This is a genomic window from Lentzea rhizosphaerae (genome assembly GCF_042649515.1).
Lineage (GTDB): Bacteria > Actinomycetota > Actinomycetes > Mycobacteriales > Pseudonocardiaceae > Lentzea > Lentzea aerocolonigenes.
Window position 1 is genome coordinate 372,062 of the sequence record NZ_JBHRZI010000057.1, and the last position, 17,113, is coordinate 389,174.

Below are 17,113 nucleotides of genomic sequence, written 5' to 3' on the forward strand. Positions count from 1 at the left end.
ATAGATGGCCCGAACGTGCTTTTCGCGCCAAAAAATAATGTCCTGAGACGCTCGGGTTCGATACAGGGCCTAGCCGCGGTGCAGCGTGGTCACCATCGCCTCGATCGCGATCCGCGGCTTCACGTTCACCTCGATCGCCTCACGGCACGCCAGCACCGCCTCCAGCCGCCGCAGGATCGACTCCTGCGACCACTGCGCCGCCGCCGTCCGCGAGTCGCCGGCGCGGTCCGGGTGCATCAGCGCTGCCTCGGAACCCGTCTTGGTCACCAGGGCGTCGCGGTAGAAGCCGGCCAGGTCCACCAGGGCCATGTCCAGCGAGTCGCGCTGGGTTCGGGTGGCGCGGGACTTCTGGCGCTTCTCCAGGTCCTTCAACGCACCCTTGGCGCCACGGGTCGCGGCCGCGGTGCCCTTTCCGGTGCCGCCCGCGCCCATCGCCGTTTCGAGGGCCTCGCGCTCTGCCTCGTTGCGGGCCTCGTTGGCCGTGGTGGCGTCCTCCTCCGCGGCCTTGATCAGCTCGTCGGCGCAGGTGAAGACGTCGGCGGGCTTGCGCAGCGCCAAGGGGATGCGCAGTACGGACTCTCGGCGGCCGCGGGCCTGTTCGTCGACGGCCAACCGGCGTGCGCGGCCCACGTGGCCGCCGCAGACCGACGCCGCCCACTGCGCCATCTCGGGCGGAACTCCGTCGACCGACTCCAGGGCCGAGGCGATGGCGGCGGGGCGCGGTGAACCCAGGGACACGAGGCGGCAGCGCGAGCGGATGGTCACCGACACGTCGTCGGGGTGGTCGGAAGGGGCGCAGAGCAGGAAGACCGTGCGCTCCGGCGGTTCCTCGACGGCCTTCAGCAGGGCGTTGGCGGCGCCCTCGGTCAGGCGGTCGGCGTCCTCGATGATCACGACCTGCCACCGGCCCGACGTGGGGCGGCGGGCGGAGATCTGGACCAGTGCCCGCATCTCGGCGACCGAGATCGACAGGCCCTCCGGCGTCACCACGCGCACGTCGGCGTGGGTGCCGTGCAGGGTGGTCCGGCAGCCGGTGCACACGCCGCAGCCGGGGCGGTCGTCCGTCACGACGCACTGCAGAGCGCCGGCGAACGCGCGGGCCGTGGACGAACGACCGGATCCGGGTGGGCCGGTGAACAGCCAGGCGTGCGTCATCACGCCAGGTGCCGGAGTGCCGCCCGCGACGATCGTGGCCGCGGCTTCTGCGGCCGCGGACAGGGTTGCCACCGCGTCCGGCTGGCCGACCACCTCGTCCCACACGCTCATGGGTGCAGTCTTCCAGCGGGCCGTCAGACGGCGGCTTCGGGGACCGCTCGCTTGCGGGTCGCGAGCAGCGGCACCACGGCCGAACGGACTCGCTCGGCCACGGCGTCCGCGTCGCCGTCGGCCTCGACCACGACGTAGCGGTCCGGATCGGCGGCGGCCATCTCGCTCAGCAGCCGCTGGACCCGCCAGTGGTGCTCCAGGCCGATCGCCTTGCCGTCGGCGACCGGGCGGTCCAGCAGGATCGTCAGGTCCGGGCGCAGGCGTCCGGTGGCCCAGTCGACCAGGCCTTCGAGCTCCTGGTGCTCCAGCGAGCTCGTGGCCGTGAAGTGTGCCAGCGGTGAGTCGACATAGCGCTCCATCACCACGACGGAGCCCTCGTCCAGTGCGGGGCGCACCTGCCGTTCAACGACATCAGCGCGTACGGCGGCGGCAACGAGTGCCTGCGCGCGCACGCCGGCCAGTTCGGCGGAGGACAGCATCGTGCGCAGACGGCGTTCGTCGTGCTCGGGATCGGCGGCCAGCAGCACGTCGAGGCCCTCGGCGCGCAACGCGGCGGCCAGGCGGCGGGCCTGCACGGACGTGTCCTCGCGGGTGTCGCCCTCGACCGCGATCAGCAGCCCCTTGGTGTTGCGGCGGCCGCGGATCGCCGCGAACAGCGACGACAGCACCGGCTCCTCGCGGCGGTCGTCCATCTGCCGGTACGCGACCAGGCCCAGGACGATCGCGATCGCGGCGCCGCCGAGCATCACCGGACGGGTCGCGTCGACCTCCATCGGGTGGCCGAAGACGCTGACCGTCCGCTTCTGCAGCAGCGCGACCAGCAGCGGAGCACCGGCGGACGCACCGAACAGCACGATCTTGAGCAACGACTGGATCAATGCCACCGTGCGGCCGCGCATCTCGTCCTCGACCTGCGAGCCGACGATCGTCAGGCCGGTCAGGAACGCCACGCCGGCGCACGAGCCGACCAGCGCCACCGTCAGCAGCGCGATCCACAGGTGCGGCGCGAGCGCGACCAGCACCAGCGTGATGCCGGCACCCACGATCGTCACGCCGAACAACCGGTTGTAGGCGAGGCGCTGGGCCAGCCTGGGCGCGGTCGCCATGCCGATCGCGAGGCCCACGAACACGGCCACGAACAGCAGGCCGAACGTCGAGGCGCCGCCCAGCAGCGACTGCGCGTAGAGCTTCGCGGTCGCGATCACCACACCGGCCGCGGCGAACGCGCCGATCATGCCGATCACCAGGCCGCGGACCAGCGGCGTCGCGGCGGCGAACCGCAGGCCGTCGCGGAACATCGCGACGAAACCGGGCTTGTCCGCGTCCTTCTTGGGGGCCGACGCGACACGGCCGGACAGCTCGGGCAGCCTGGTCGCGACCAGGACCGCCGAGGTGAAGTACAGCAGGCCGTTGATCATCACGGCGATCGTCGCGATGCGGAACTCGAGGTTCCCGCCCTGCAGGTTCAGGTAGCCGGGGATGCCCGCGATCAGGGAGTACAGGCCGAAACCGCTGATCGTGGAGATGCCGTAGGTCATCACCAGGCCGAGCTGGTTCGCCGACTCCACCTGGTCGGGCCGGCGCAGCAGGTTCGGGACCGCCGACTCCTTGGCCGGGATCCACAGCATCGCGCAGCAGCCGACCAGGAAGTTCGCCACGAACAGCCAGATCGGCGAGCCGATGAGGGCGATCGAGATGAACAACGACCCGCGCAGGACGTCGCAGATCACCATCACCTTGCGGCGGTCGAACTTGTCCGCGAGCACGCCACCGATGGGCGCGAACAGGATGCCCGGCAGCAGCTGCGTGAGCACGACCAGGGACAACGCGAACGACTGCCACTGGTAGCTGTTCATCATCTCGGAGACCAGACCGGTCAACGCGAGCAGTGACAGCCAGTCACCAACGCTGCACAGATAGGTGACGAGCCACAGCCTGCGGAACGGCCGGATCGCGAGCACCGAGCGCAGCCGGTGGACCGTGGACACGCTGGACTGGGCCTGCCCCGACTGGCCTGCCTCGGTCACTCCTGTGTCCGCGTCCTGAATGTTCGTCACCCCAAAATCGGCCCACTCCGTGCGATCAGCGTAACCGGATGAGGTGAGTCAGCACGCCGGACTCTCAGCACGACTAGCTGAAGATCGACGCGAGAATGTTGATCAGGACCAGCACGAAGAACGCGAGCACCACCAGACAGCCGATGAACGCACCCACTCCGCCGGTCTGCCTGGCGGGCTGCTGTTGTTGCGCCACAGGGATTTGGTACGTCGGCACGAACGGCTGAGGCTGCTGGTGGGGAGGTCGCTGGACCCGGCCGCGCGGGCGGCGCCGCTCCCGTTCCATCTGCGCGAAGATCGCCTGGCGCATCTCTTCGGTCGGCTCAGGCGGTGTCGGCACCGACACACGTGACGTGGAAGACGTCCATTGGGGAGCGATCCAGGTGCCGGCGGTCACCAGCCCGGCCAACGGGTCGGGGAACAGCCTGGGAGGCGGCGGGGCCTGAGTCCCGTCCGGACCGAACTCGTTCGTCGGCACCGCCACCTCCTACCAGCTCAGCTCTTCGACTTGGCCGGAGCTTTCTTCGCCGCCGCGGGCTTCTTGGCGGCCGGCTTCTTGGCCGGAGCCTTCTTCTTGACCGGTCCCTTGGCGCGCTTCTCGGCCAGCAGCTCGGCCGCACGCTCGTCGGTGATCGTCTCGACGCTGTCCGACTTGCGCAGCGACGCGTTCGCCTCACCGTCGGTGACGTACGGGCCGAAGCGGCCCTCCTTGATCACCATCGGCTTGCCGGACACCGGGTCGTTGCCCAGCTCCCGCAACGGCGGCGCGGCGGCCGCCCGGCCACGCTTCTTCGGCTCGGAGTAGATCTTCAACGCCTCTTCGAGCGTGACCGTGAAGATCTGGCCCTCGTCGACCAGCGACCGCGAGTCCGTGCCCTTCTTCAGGTACGGGCCGTAGCGGCCGTTCTGCGCGGTGATCTCGGCGCCCGTCTCCGGGTCCTTGCCGACCACGCGCGGCAGCGAGAGCAGCTTCAGCGCGTCGTCCAGCGTGACCGTGTCCAGCGACATCGACTTGAACAGCGAGCCGGTGCGCGGCTTCGGCGCCTTCGACTTCGGCGTGCCCTCCTCGAGCTCGGGCAGCACCTCGGTCACGTACGGGCCGAAGCGGCCCTCCTTGGCCACGATCTCGTTGCCGGAGACCGGGTCGGTGCCCAGCGAACGGCCTTCCTGCGGCGTCGAGAAGAGCTTCTCGGCGATCTCGTTCGTCAGCTCGTCCGGCGGCAGGTCGTCCGGCAGGTTCGCGCGCTGCGCGGCACCGTCGACCTCGCGCTCCAGGTACGGGCCGAAGCGGCCGACGCGCACCACGACCGTGCGGCCCTCGTCGTCGCTGAACAGCGGGATCGAGTTGACCTCGCGCGGGTCGATGTCCTCGACACCCGTGCCGACGAGCTTCTTCAGGCCACCGGACCGGCCGATCGAGCCGTCCGGGCCGATGCTGCCGCCGAAGTAGAACCCGGACAGCCACGTCGTGCGGCCCTGACGACCTGCGGCGATGCCGTCCAGCTCGTCTTCCAGCGCCGCGGTGAAGTCGTAGTCGACCAGGCGGCCGAAGTGGTTCTCCAGCAGCCCGACCACGGCGAACGCCACCCACGACGGGACCAGCGCGGCGCCCTTCTTCCACACGTAGCCGCGGTCCTGGATGGTGCTGATGATCGACGAGTACGTGGAGGGACGGCCGATGCCGAGCTCCTCCATCGTCTTGATCAGCGACGGTTCGGTGAAGCGCGAGGGCGGCGAGGTGGTGTGGCCGTCCGCGGACAGCTCCGCGATCGTCAGGTCCTGGTCCTTGACCAGCTGCGGCAGGCGCGACTCCGCGTCGTCCGACTCGCCACCGGCCTCGGCGTCGATGCTCTCGACGTAGGCCTTGAGGAAGCCGGCGAACGTGATCGTGCGGCCCGACGCGGCGAACGTGACCTCCTGGCCCGTCGCGGCACGGCCCTGGATGCGGACGCTGGTCGTGTTGCCCCGCGCGTCGGCCATCTGGGACGCGATCGTGCGCTGCCAGATCATCTCGTAGAGCTTGAACTCGTCGGAGTCGAGCTCGGCGGCCACCTGACCCGGCGTGCGGAAGACCTCTCCTGCCGGCCTGATCGCCTCGTGCGCCTCCTGCGCGTTCTTGACCTTGCGCGTGTACTGGCGGGGCTTGTCCGAGACGTACTGCGCGCCGTAGAGGTCGGTCGCCTGCGTGCGGGCGGCGTTGATCGCGGTCTCCGACAGCGTCGTGCTGTCGGTACGCATGTAGGTGATGTAACCGTTCTCGTACAGCTTCTGCGCCGTGCGCATCGTGCGGTCGGCGGAGAACCGCAGCTTGCGGCCCGCCTCCTGCTGCAGCGTCGAGGTCATGAACGGCGCGTACGGCTTGCGCGAGTACGGCTTCTCCTCGACCGAGGAGACCTTGACCGGTGCGTTCTCCAGACCGGCGGCGATGGCGCGTGCCTGCGCCTCGTCCAGCACGACGACGTCGGCCTTGCCGGTCAGCTTGCCGTCCGAGCCGAAGTCACGGCCCGTGGCGAGACGCGTGCCGTCGACGGCCACGAGACGCGCGCCGAACTGACGCGGCGTGGCGTCCGCACCGGCGTCCATCTGCGCGGAGATGTCCCAGTAGCTCGCCGAGACGAACTTCATCCGCTCGCGTTCGCGCTCCACGACCAGACGCGTCGCTACGGACTGCACGCGGCCAGCCGAGAGTTTCGGCATGACCTTCTTCCACAGCACCGGGCTGACCTCGTAGCCGTAGAGGCGGTCGAGGATGCGGCGGGTCTCCTGGGCGTCGACCAGGTCCTGGTCGAGGTCGCGCGGGTTGGCGGCGGCGGCCTGGATCGCGGACTCGGTGATCTCGTGGAACACCATCCGGCGGACCGGGACCTTGGGCTTGAGCGTCTCCAGCAGGTGCCACGCGATGGCCTCGCCCTCGCGGTCACCGTCTGTCGCGAGATAGAGCTCGTCGACGTCCTTCAACGCTTCCTTGAGCTCGGTGACCAGCGACTTCTTGTCGGCGGAGATCACGTAGAGCGGTTCGAAGTCGTGGTCGACGTCCACGCCGAGCCTGGCCCAGGCCTGGCCCTTGAACTTCGCGGGAACGTCGGCGGCACCGCGCGGCAGGTCCCGGATGTGTCCCCTGGAGGACTCCACGACGAAGTTGCTGCCGAGGTAGGACGCGATCTTGCGCGCCTTCGTGGGCGACTCGACGATCACCAACCGTCGGGTGCTACCCGCGCCTCCGCTGCTCTTTCTCGTCCGTGTCGATCCAGCCACTCGCCGTCCCGCTCTCTTCCAAACCCGGTTCCCAGGCCCGCCAGTGTTGCCCAGCGTCGGCCGAAAAGCACACCATCCGCGACGCCTGTACGACGAGACAGCGTGACACAACCTTGCCGGACCGCCCGCTCAGGCCGCCGGCCAGGTGCTGCACGCCACCCCGTGCGGAGGGCTTCCGACCAGCTCAGCGAGCCGTGCCAGCCTTCGTCGGCCGGTTACCCGCAACGCCGGAGCCCCTACCAGGGTGCACGGAAGTCCGGATGCGAGCAGGGCATTTTGCAACGGAAGGTGTGTCTGCGGTGCGTTGGGGTCCAAACCGAGCAGGTACGCCGACTCCATCCAGCTGCCCGCGGCCAGCGCCCAGACCCGCAGCACTGCGCCGTTCAGCTCGAAGTCGTCCGGCACCTTCTTGACTGATCCGTCCAGCCAGCGGGCGGCCAGAGGGGTGAGATCGGTGCGGAACGGGGTGCGGACGAACCGCGTGCCCTCCTCGTCGACGCACAGCTCGGACGTCACGCCGCGCTCGTCGCAGGCCTGCTTGAGCGGGCGGTGGCGCCACTCGTCGCGCAGCTCGACGTAGACGCGGGCGGCCGTACCGCGCGCGAAGCTGACGGCCTGGCCCGGCCCGCAGAGGAAGCCGGCGAGGTCCGCTTTGGCCGGCGTGCGCGCCTCGGCCGAGAAGAAGGACAACTGCCCCACCACGGCCCACAGGGTAGAACAGACGTTCGACTGTGGCCAGTGGGACAGGTGTTAACGACCGGCGCTCTTCACGTCACCGCACGGCGCGGACTTCCCCATCGCCGCGGCGTACTTGGGCGACTTCTCCAGCGCGTCGAACGTGGCCCGCAGCTGTTCGGGGCTCTTGACCTGCGACGTGTCCGCCAGCACCTTCTCCGCGCCGTCCCAGAACTGCGCGTCCGGCTGCAGCGCCGCAACGGGCGCCTGGGCAGCGGCGTACGACTTCGCCGACTCGCCGAGGTACGCGACCGTGCGTTCGTGCACGTCCTTCAGCTCGTCCGACGGCGGACCCAGCTCCTTCAGCTTCTTCTCGGCGTCGGCGAGCGAGGTCGCGTTAGCCGTGACGAGCTTGAGGTAGGCCGCCTTCACCGCGGCCGGGTCGGCGGAGTCCTGCGCCCGCAGTTCCGCGCCCGCCTTCACACCGGGCAGCAGGCCGCCGCAGAACGCGTCGACCCACTGGCCCTGCGCGTCCGTGAGGGGTTTCTCCTCGTCGGACGCGCAGGAAACGGTCAGTACCGCCGTGGCCAGGACAGTCGCGATGAGGCGTGTTCGCACGACCTCATCATCGCAACGACGTCACTGACCGATCAGCTTGCCCAGCTTCGCGCTCATGTCGACGCACTCCGGCGCCTTGCCGAGGGCGTCCTTGGTCAGCGGGTTGGCGTTGAGCTTCGCGATCTCGGCGGAGAGCTTCGCCGGACCGGTCGCCGCGGCGCCGAGCTTCTGGATCTGGGCCGTGAAGTCGGGCGCGTTGGGGTCGAGAGCGCGCAGCTGCACGGCCGCCGCCTGGTACTCCTTGGCGCCGTCGCCGACCGTCTTGACGAGCTCGTCGTGCAGCGGCTTCGCGTCAGGAGCGGGCGCGCCGACGTCCGTGAGCTTCTTCTCGGCGTCCGCCAGCGACTTCGAGCCGGCGTCGAGAACCTTGAGCACGCCCTCCTTGAGCGCCGCCGGGTTGCCGGCGTTCGCCGCGACGAGGGAGGTGAGCTCACCGCCGCCCGCGAGGACCGGCGTGATGCCGCCGCAGAACGTGCCGGCCCACTTGACGGCATCGGCGGCGGGCGCGGCGGCGGTGGTCGTGGTCGGCGCCGCGCTCTGCGTGGACGGCGTGGCGCTGCTCGAGCAGCCGGTGACAGCGAGAGCGGCGCCGGCGCAGACAGCGATGACCGACAAACGTGCGTTCACGGAAGACTCCCAGAAAGGGCTGACGGGACCGCCGAAAAGTACCCATTCGGGGGATCCACATCGCCGATTTTCCGGGTTGTGCGGAGCTAGCTGCGCAATTCGAGGAGAGCCCTATTTTCCCTGGCCCTGTTTCGCCAGGGCCTGCCAGTCCGCACAGACCTTGTTCGCGCGGAACACCTCGCCGTACTTCGGGACGTCCACGATCTGCTTGAACATCAACGTGGCGTTCTCCCGCGCAGGACCCCCGCTGGTCGCCATGACCTGCGCGTACCGCTCCGGGAACACGTCGTCGGCGGCCAGTGCCCGCAACCGCCCGGACGCGTCGTCGAAGCCGGTCGCGGACTGGCGCAGCGCCTTGATCAGGCGTTCGTGCGGGTTCTGCACGTCGGAGCTCAGCGGGCCGAGCTTCTCCAGGTCGTCCGCGATCTTGCGGTCGGACGCCGCGGCCGTCGACGCCCAGCGCACCACCGCGTCCTTCACGGCGGCCATGCCCTGCGGCACCTTGGCCTGGATGTCGCCTCGTGCGATCTCCGTGACGCCAAGGGGACCGCAGTAGGCCTCGAACCACGCCACCGGATCGGCGCCGGGCACGTCCGGCGTCGTGGTGGTGGCGGGAGGTGCGGCCGGCGGCTGGACCGGTGCCGGCGGCGTGCTGCACGCGGCGATCGCGGCCGCGCTCAGCACGGCCGCGATCAGGCGAAACGTCGTCACTGGCCGAGCAGCTTCCCGAGCTTGGTCCGCATCTCGGTGCACTCGGGCGCCTTCGCGATGGCGTCCTTGTACTTCGGGTCGGCGTCGAGCTTCTTGACCTGCTCGGAGAGCTTCGACGGGTCGGCGGACTCGCCGCCCAGCTTCTCGACCTGGTCCAGGAAGTCCGGCGCGTTCGCGTCGATCTTGCGGACCTGCTCGGCGATCGTCACGTACTCCTTGGCGCCGTCGCCGAACATCTTCACGAGCTCGTCGTGCAGAGCCTTGGCCTCGGGACCGGGCGCGCCGATCTCCTTGAGCTTCTTCTCGGCGTCGGCCAGCGACTTGGAGCCCGTCTCGAGGATCTTGAGCATGCCCTCCTTGAGCGCGACCGGGTTGCCCGCGTTGGCCGCGGCGACGGTGATGAGCTCGACCGCTCCCGTCAGCACCGGCGTGGTGCCGCTGCAGAACGCGCCGGCCCACTTGACCGGGTCGGCGGCGGGCGGGGTCGTGCTGCTGGTCGTCGCGGGCGCCGGCGTCGGCGTGGACGGCGCGGCGGTGGTGGCGCACCCGGTGAGGGCCAGAGCGGCCCCGGCGCAGGCAGCAAGGATCGACAAACGTGCGTTCACGGTGATTTCCCCCAGAAACGTCTAACCGGACCGCCGAACAGTACACGTTCGGGCGATCCGGTCAGCCGGCTTTCTCCACGTCAGGAGGTGGGGGTCGGTGCCGTCGAAGCCTCCAGCGCCTTGCAGTTGGCCGCCTTCTTCGAGGCGTCCGCGAGACCCGTCTCGTCCATCTTCTTCTGCACGTCGGCGCCCGCCTTCTCCAGATCGGCCGCCTTCGCGATCATGTCGGTGAAGGCCGAGACGACCTGGGTCGGGTCGGTCGCCGAGTCGAGCTTGGCCTTGGTGTCGGCGAGCAGGGTCTTGATCTGGCCCATGCCCTGCTCGGCGGCGGTGACCAGCTCCTTGGACTTCGGGTGCGGGCCGTTCTCGAGCCCCTTGAGGTCCGCGATCGACTTGTCGACGGCGCCGACCTTGGTGCCGAGCCACTCCGACAGACCCGTCTTGAGCTTCGACGGGTCGCTCATGTCGATGTTGGGCTCGTCCGACATGGCCGTCACGGTGCCGCCGACGGCACCGCAGACCTTGTCCATCCAGGCCACGACATCGGCCTCACTGGCCGTGGGCGACGTCGAGGTGGAAGAACCTCCGCTGCTGCACGCGGTGACCACGAGCAGACAGCTCGTCATGAGCGCGATGACTGTGCGACGCATGGGGCGGAAGCTACTCCGAACGGCCTCGCTCAGCTCGTTGGCGTGACGTTGAGCCGCTGCATCTCCTGGCACTTCGGCGCCGTCTGGGTGGCCTTCTGCAGCTCGGGGACGGCCTTGATGTCCCGCAGCGGGTCGGCGAGCTCCGAGAGCTTGGCGATGGCCTCCCCGGCGGCCTGGATGCCTCCGGTGGCGTTGTTCGCGTCGGCCTGCTCGATCTTGGTCTTGGCGTCGGTGAAGACCGTGCCCAGGGAGGTGAACGCCTCGGCCATCTTGTTGACGGCCTCCTCACCGCCCGCGACGGGCGACGGGCCGACGTTCTTGAGGCCGTCCGCGGACTTGGTGAAGGCGTCGGCGAGCTGGCCCATGTAGGCGGCCATGTCGGCCTTGAGCTTGGCGGAGTCGCCGGAGTCGAGCTTCGGGGCGCTCTTCTCGATCTTGGCGAACTCGGACGCGGCGCCGCACACCTTGTCCATGTAGGCGACGGCCTCGGGGCTGGCCGCGCCGCTGGTGGGCGTCGATGAAGTGCCGGAGTTGCCGCCGTTGGTGCACCCGGTCAGCGCCAGGGCGGCAACAGCGGCAGTGGCGACGAGGCTGCGCCTCATGTCCTAACTCCTCGGTCGGGGTACGTCGGGGGGGATACCCGAACGTACCCCGACCGGGCCAGGAACTACGCGGCGCCGTTGCTCACGGTCTCCGCGGGGGTGTCCGCGATGGCGGTACCGCGACGCTTGGACACGACCACCGCACCGACGATGATCAGTGCCGCGACCACGGCGATCGCGATGCGGATCGGGTCGGACGCGTTGTCACCGATGGAGAAGGTGACGATGGCGGGCGCGATCAGCACCGAGACCAGGTTCATGACCTTGATCAGCGGGTTGATGGCGGGGCCGGCGGTGTCCTTGAACGGGTCGCCGACGGTGTCGCCGATGACCGTCGCGGCGTGGGCGTCGGAGCCCTTGCCGCCGTGGTTGCCGTCCTCGACCAGCTTCTTGGCGTTGTCCCAGGCACCACCAGAGTTGGCCAGGAAGACCGCCATGAGCGTGCCGGTCGCGATCGCGCCGGCGAGGTAACCCGCCAGCGGGCCGACGCCGAGGCCGAAGCCGACGGCGATCGGGGCGAGCACGGCCATCAGACCCGGAGTCGCGAGCTCGCGCAGCGAGTCCCTGGTGCAGATGTCGACGACCTTGCCGTACTCCGGCTTCACCGAGTAGTCCATGATGCCGGGGTTGTCGCGGAACTGGCGGCGCACCTCGAACACGATGGCACCGGCGGCGCGCGTCACGGCGTTGACCGCGAGACCCGAGAACATGAAGACGACGGCCGCACCGATCGCGACGCCGACGAGCACGTTCGGGCTGAACACCAGGTTGCTGAACGACACGGGCAGGTCGCCCGCGACGTTGCCGACCTTGACCAGCGCCTGCGTGATCGCGTCCTGGTAGGAGCCGAACAGCGCCGTCGCGGCGAGCACGGCCGTCGCGATCGCGATGCCCTTGGTGATGGCCTTGGTGGTGTTGCCGACCGCGTCGAGCTCGGTGAGGATCTGCGCGCCCTCGCCGTGCACGTCACCGGACATCTCGGCGATGCCCTGCGCGTTGTCGGAGACCGGGCCGAAGGTGTCCATCGCGACGATGACGCCGACGGTGGTGAGCAGACCACAACCGGCCAGGGCGATCGCGAACAGCGCGACGACGACCGAGCCGGAGAGCAGGAACGCGCCGTACACGGCCGCACCGATGACGAGCGCGGTGTAGACGGCCGACTCGAAACCGACCGAGATGCCGGACAGGATCACCGTGGCCGCACCGGTCAGCGAGGTCTTGCCGACCTCCTGCACCGGCTTGTGCTCGGTGCCGGTGTAGTAGCCGGTCAGCCACAGGATGACGCCGGCCAGCACGATGCCGATGATCACCGCGACTGCCGCGATCAGCTGCGGGTTGCCGCTGGTGGCCTTGACCGCGTCGCCGACGCCCCTGAGGTCCGCGAAGGAGCTGGGCAGGTACGAGAAGGCGGCGACCGTGCACAGCACCGCGGAGATGACCGCGGAGATGTAGAAGGAGCGGTTGATGGCCGTGAGGCCGTTCTCGCCCACCTTCGCCCTCGTCGTGTACACGCCGATGATCGCGGTCAGCACACCGATCGCCGGGACGATCAGCGGGAACAGCAGGCCCTGCACACCGAACGCGACGGTGCCGAGGATCAGCGACGCCACCAGGGTGACGGCGTAGGACTCGAAGAGGTCCGCGGCCATGCCGGCGCAGTCACCGACGTTGTCGCCCACGTTGTCCGCGATGGTGGCGGCGTTGCGGGGGTCGTCCTCGGGGATGTTCTGCTCGACCTTGCCGACCAGGTCGGCGCCGACGTCGGCGGCCTTGGTGAAGATGCCGCCACCGACACGCATGAACATTGCGAGCAGCGCGGCGCCGAAACCGAAGCCCTCCAGGACCTTCGGGGCCTGACCCGTGTACACGAACACGACCAGCGCGGCGCCGAAGAGGCCGAGACCGACCGTGGTCATGCCGACCACACCACCGGTGCGGAACGCGATGCGCGTCGCCTTTTCGCGACCGCCTTCTTCGTTCGCGGCGGCGGCGACACGCACGTTGGCGCGCGTGGACAACCACATGCCCAGGTAGCCGATAGTCGCCGAGAACGCGGCACCGACGATGAAGAACAAAGATCGACCGATTCGTTCGGCCAGATCATCCGCCGGTAGCGCGAACAGCAGCACGAACACGATCACGACAAAAATGCCGAGCGTGCGGAACTGCCGGTTGAGGTAGGCCGCTGCGCCCTCCTGAACCGCCTTGGCGATGTCCTGCATCTTCGGGGTGCCCTGGCCGGCGGCCAGCACCTCCTTGAGCAGCACGTACCCGACGGCGAGGGCAGCCAGGGCGACCACGGCGACCACGGCTACGACGCCGCGATCCCCAGGGGAGAGCTCAAGGCTCTCCGCGAGGAATTGCCGGGACATCCGTCCTCCTGGTGAGTTGCCATGTGCAGCGCCAAGGCAGACCAGCCGCCCAGCGCGACGTGACGCATCCCTCATTGGATGCGATGAGCGGGGAGTCTAGGGGGTGGTTGCAACGAGGCAACGAACTGTCCCGATCCGTGCACACACCGTTATCCGCGCAGGAAGTGGAGCACGGCCCGGCCGGAACTGTCGGTGTCGTGTGCAAAGCTCGCCTCGTGGTGGATCAGGGACGGCGGTTGCTGGACCGCGTGCTGGCGGGAGTACCCGCCGGGGAGTCACCTCTCACACACGCACGCGATCTTCCGTTGCGGCAGGCTGATCACGTCGAATGGCCCTCCTGGGCCGCCTCGCAGGTCGTCGAGGCGTTCACCGAGATCGGCGTGCGCGAGCCGTGGCGGCATCAGGTGGAAGCGGCTTCGCTTGCGTGGTCTGGATCACACGTGGTGCTCGCGACGGGCACCGCGTCCGGCAAGTCGCTCGCCTACCAGCTGCCGGTGCTTTCCACTCTTTTGGCGGACACGAAGGCAACGGCGCTGTACCTCTCACCGACCAAAGCCCTTGGGGCGGACCAGCTCCGCGCGCTCGACGAGCTGGGGATCAAGGGAGTGCGCGCGTCGGCCTACGACGGTGACACCCCGATGGCCGAACGCGACTGGGTCAAGGCGCACGCGAACTGGGTCTTCACGAACCCGGACATGCTGCACCGCGGAATCCTGCCGCAGCACCCGAAATGGCTGCGGTTCTTCCGCAGGCTGAAGTACGTGGTGATCGACGAGTGCCATTCCTACCGCGGTGTTTTCGGTTCGCACGTGGCACTGTTGATGCGACGGTTGCGGCGGATCGCCCGCAAATACGGCGCGGATCCGATCTTCGTTCTGGCATCGGCCACTGTGGCTGATCCTTCTTCTTCCGCCGAACGTTTGCTGGGCGTCCCGGTTTCCGCCGTCGTGGACGATTTCTCACCGCGCGCCTCGCGGACCGTTGCGTTGTGGGAGCCACCGCTGACGTCGCTGGAGGGTGAGAACGGCGCTCCGGTCCGGCGTTCGGCGGGTGCGGAGACCTCGCGGATCCTCGCCGACCTCGTGGTCGAGGGGGCGCGGTCGCTCGCCTTCGTGCGCTCCCGGCGTGGTGCGGAGCTGACCGCCATCGGCACCCAGCGCATTCTGTCCGAAGTGGACAGTGAGCTGCCCTCACGGGTGGCCGCGTACCGGGGCGGGTTCCTGCCGGAGGAGCGGCGGGCGTTGGAGAAGGCGCTGTCCACAGGCGATCTGCTGGGCGTGGCGACGACGAACGCGCTGGAGCTCGGCGTCGACATCGCCGGGCTGGACGCGGTGGTGGTGGCCGGTTTTCCCGGCACGCTGGCGTCGTTCTGGCAGCAGGCGGGCCGTGCGGGCAGGTCGGGCGACAGCGCGCTGGTGGTGTTCGTGGCGCGCGACGACCCGTTGGACACGTACCTGGTGCACAACCCGGCCGCGGTCCTGGACCGGCCGGTCGAGGCCACGGTGCTGGACCCGTTGAACCCGTACGTGCTGGGCCCGCAGCTGGCGTGCGCGGCGGCCGAGATGCCGTTGACCCCGGCGTGCCTGGACGACTTCGGCGGCCCGCTGGCCGAGGCCGTGCTCGCCGACCTGGTGGCGGAGAAGCTGCTGCGTCGCAGGCCGGCGGGGTGGTACTGGGCGTCGCACGACCGCCCGCACGCCGGCGTGGACATCCGCGGCTCCGGCGGCGAGCAGGTGGCGGTCGTCGAGTCGGACTCGGGCCGCATGCTCGGCACCGTCGACCCCGGCTCCGCTTCGTGGCAGGTGCATCCGGGTGCCGTGTACCTGCACCAGGGCCGGGCGTACGTGGTCGACGAGCTCGACCTGGAGAGCGGCCTCGCGATGGTGCACCGCGAGGACCCGGAGTGGACGACGCAGCCGCGCGACTGCGTGGACATCACCGTGGTGCGCGAGGTCGAACGCACCGACTTCGACGGCGTCTCCGTGTCGCTGGGCGAGGTGGAGGTGACCACGCAGGTCGTCGGTTACCTGCGCAGGCTGCCGTCCGGCGTGGTGCTCGACCAGATCCCGCTCGACCTGCCCGAACAGACCCTGCACACCCGCGCCGTCTGGTACACGGTCGACGAGTCGCTGCTGTTCGACGCCGGCGTGGAGGCCAAACGGATCCCCGGCGCCCTGCACGCCGCCGAGCACGCGGCGATCGGCCTGCTCCCCCTGTTCGCGACGTGCGACAGGTGGGACATCGGCGGCGTGTCGACGGCCGCACACCCGGACACGGGGATGCCCACGGTGTTCGTGCACGACGGCCACCCCGGCGGCGCGGGCTTCGCGGACCGCGGTTTCGAGGCGCTGCGGGCCTGGCTCTCGGCGACGCGGGCGGCGATCAGCGCGTGCTCGTGCCCGATGGGCTGCCCGTCGTGCGTGCAGTCGCCGAAGTGCGGCAACGGCAACGACCCGCTGGACAAGGCCGGTGCCGTGCTGGTGCTGGACGTGGTGCTGGGCAAAATCGCCTGACTAGTCCGGCCTCGCCTGGTTACGGTGGCGGTGTGAACGCATGCTGCTGCAACGCCACCCGGACCCGTAGCGCCTAGCGCGGCCGAGCCAGGACGCTTCGCCGCGCCGATGACGCGGCGGCGTTGATCGCTCCGTCGTGCCCTCTCGCGGCCGACCCGACTGCCTCGCCGCCCCACAGCGCAGGGCGTCGAACGTCCCGCCGCGCCCGTCCCCCACCGGCCTCGGGTACCTGGAGTTTGCCTTGTTCACGCCCTTTTCTGATCTGGACGCCCTGCTCGCCGACCTCGTCTCCTCCGTCCGCGAGATCCTCGGCCCCACCTACGTCGGCACCTACGTCCAGGGCTCGTTCGCCCTGGGAGCCGGCGACATCCACAGCGACTGCGACTTCATCGTCGCCTGCACCGAACTGCCTTCGGGCGACCGCGAAGCCGGGCTTCGCGCCCTGCACGACGAGATCCCGACGCGTCCCGGCCACTGGTCGACCGAGATCGAAGGCTCGTACGCCGACATCGGCTCACTGCGCTCGGTGGCGGGCATGGGGGTTCCGTGGCTGTTCAACGACCACGGTCACCGCACGCTGATCTGGGACACCCACTGCAACAACCCGCACGCCCGCTGGATCCTGCGCAACCGCGGCATCGTGCTGGATGGCCCCCCGATCACCTCACTGGTCGACGAGGTGCCACCTGAGGCTCTGCGTTCTGCGATGTGTGCCGAGCTGCCGCTCGTGTGGGAGGGCATCAAGGGGTGGGCGCCGATGAACGTCGCCTGGACTCAGCGCTACATCGTCGCGACGTACTGCCGGATGCTCTACACCATCCACACGGGAGAGGTGGAGTCGAAGCGCGGCGCCCTGCTCTGGGGGCTGAAAATGCTCGATCAGCGGTGGCACCCGCTGATCGAGCAGGTCTTGGGGGACCGGGACCTCGGCTGGGACGCCGACGCGGTGCCGCGTCCGGGAAGCATGGAGCAGACCGAGGCATTCGCGGCCTATGCAGAACAGCGAGGCTGCTCGTTGTCGTGAGGGCGCTTCGCGCCCGAACCCGCGGGGGTCTGGGGGTCGTCCCCCAGAAGACACGGCGTCCGACCCGGCGAGCGCGTAGCGCGAGCAGGGTCGGGCTGAGGACGCTGGACGCTGGGCGCGGGCCGCGGGCTCACA

General features: G+C 69.6%; 14 protein-coding genes. 2 read left to right on the forward strand and 12 right to left on the reverse strand.

The window, feature by feature from the left end; translation table 11 throughout:
• Nucleotides 1-69: 69 nt before the first annotated feature.
• The 12 genes from ACFOWZ_RS46355 to ACFOWZ_RS46410 form a co-directional block, all read right to left on the reverse strand.
• Nucleotides 70-1,266: a DNA polymerase III subunit delta' gene (locus ACFOWZ_RS46355; RefSeq protein ID WP_382380822.1), complete on the reverse strand. Its 1,197-nt coding sequence runs from the start codon at nt 1,264-1,266 to the stop codon at nt 70-72.
• A 23-nt stretch (nt 1,267-1,289) separates the two neighbouring features.
• Nucleotides 1,290-3,293 (reverse strand): bifunctional MFS transporter/dTMP kinase, encoded by a 2,004-nt coding sequence (locus tag ACFOWZ_RS46360; protein WP_382380824.1) that lies wholly within the window; start codon nt 3,291-3,293, stop codon nt 1,290-1,292.
• 103 nt (nt 3,294-3,396) lie between these two features.
• Nucleotides 3,397-3,801: a hypothetical protein gene (locus tag ACFOWZ_RS46365; protein WP_382380826.1), complete on the reverse strand. Its 405-nt coding sequence runs from the start codon at nt 3,799-3,801 to the stop codon at nt 3,397-3,399.
• 17 nt (nt 3,802-3,818) lie between these two features.
• Nucleotides 3,819-6,578: a type I DNA topoisomerase gene (topA, locus tag ACFOWZ_RS46370; RefSeq protein ID WP_382380828.1), complete on the reverse strand. Its 2,760-nt coding sequence runs from the start codon at nt 6,576-6,578 to the stop codon at nt 3,819-3,821.
• Between the two features lie 129 nt (nt 6,579-6,707).
• Nucleotides 6,708-7,280: a hypothetical protein gene (locus ACFOWZ_RS46375; protein ID WP_382380830.1), complete on the reverse strand. Its 573-nt coding sequence runs from the start codon at nt 7,278-7,280 to the stop codon at nt 6,708-6,710.
• A 48-nt stretch (nt 7,281-7,328) separates the two neighbouring features.
• Nucleotides 7,329-7,871: a hypothetical protein gene (locus ACFOWZ_RS46380; protein ID WP_382380832.1), complete on the reverse strand. Its 543-nt coding sequence runs from the start codon at nt 7,869-7,871 to the stop codon at nt 7,329-7,331.
• Between the two features lie 21 nt (nt 7,872-7,892).
• The gene (locus ACFOWZ_RS46385) at nt 7,893-8,498 is read right to left on the reverse strand and encodes a hypothetical protein (protein WP_382380834.1); all 606 of its coding nucleotides are present in this window, start codon (nt 8,496-8,498) and stop codon (nt 7,893-7,895) included.
• Nucleotides 8,499-8,609: 111 nt separating this feature from the next.
• A complete protein-coding gene (locus ACFOWZ_RS46390; RefSeq protein ID WP_382380836.1) occupies nt 8,610-9,209 on the reverse strand; it encodes a hypothetical protein in 600 nt (199 codons plus the stop codon).
• The gene (locus ACFOWZ_RS46395) at nt 9,206-9,814 is read right to left on the reverse strand and encodes a hypothetical protein (RefSeq protein ID WP_382380838.1); all 609 of its coding nucleotides are present in this window, start codon (nt 9,812-9,814) and stop codon (nt 9,206-9,208) included. The genes ACFOWZ_RS46390 and ACFOWZ_RS46395 overlap by 4 nt, the downstream gene beginning before the upstream one ends.
• A gap of 80 nt (nt 9,815-9,894) precedes the next feature.
• Nucleotides 9,895-10,464: a hypothetical protein gene (locus tag ACFOWZ_RS46400; RefSeq protein WP_382380840.1), complete on the reverse strand. Its 570-nt coding sequence runs from the start codon at nt 10,462-10,464 to the stop codon at nt 9,895-9,897.
• Between the two features lie 29 nt (nt 10,465-10,493).
• A complete protein-coding gene (locus ACFOWZ_RS46405; protein ID WP_030472577.1) occupies nt 10,494-11,066 on the reverse strand; it encodes a hypothetical protein in 573 nt (190 codons plus the stop codon).
• A gap of 65 nt (nt 11,067-11,131) precedes the next feature.
• A complete protein-coding gene (locus tag ACFOWZ_RS46410; protein WP_382380842.1) occupies nt 11,132-13,441 on the reverse strand; it encodes a sodium-translocating pyrophosphatase in 2,310 nt (769 codons plus the stop codon).
• 197 nt (nt 13,442-13,638) lie between these two features.
• Between ACFOWZ_RS46410 and ACFOWZ_RS46415 the strand changes: the two genes are divergently transcribed.
• Together ACFOWZ_RS46415 and ACFOWZ_RS46420 are read left to right on the forward strand one after the other, a co-directional pair.
• A complete protein-coding gene (locus ACFOWZ_RS46415) occupies nt 13,639-15,954 on the forward strand; it encodes a DEAD/DEAH box helicase (RefSeq protein WP_382380844.1) in 2,316 nt (771 codons plus the stop codon).
• Between the two features lie 241 nt (nt 15,955-16,195).
• Nucleotides 16,196-16,978, forward strand: a complete 783-nt coding sequence (locus tag ACFOWZ_RS46420) for an aminoglycoside adenylyltransferase domain-containing protein (protein WP_382380846.1) — start codon at nt 16,196-16,198, stop codon at nt 16,976-16,978.
• The last annotated feature ends 135 nt before the right edge of the window (nt 16,979-17,113 follow it).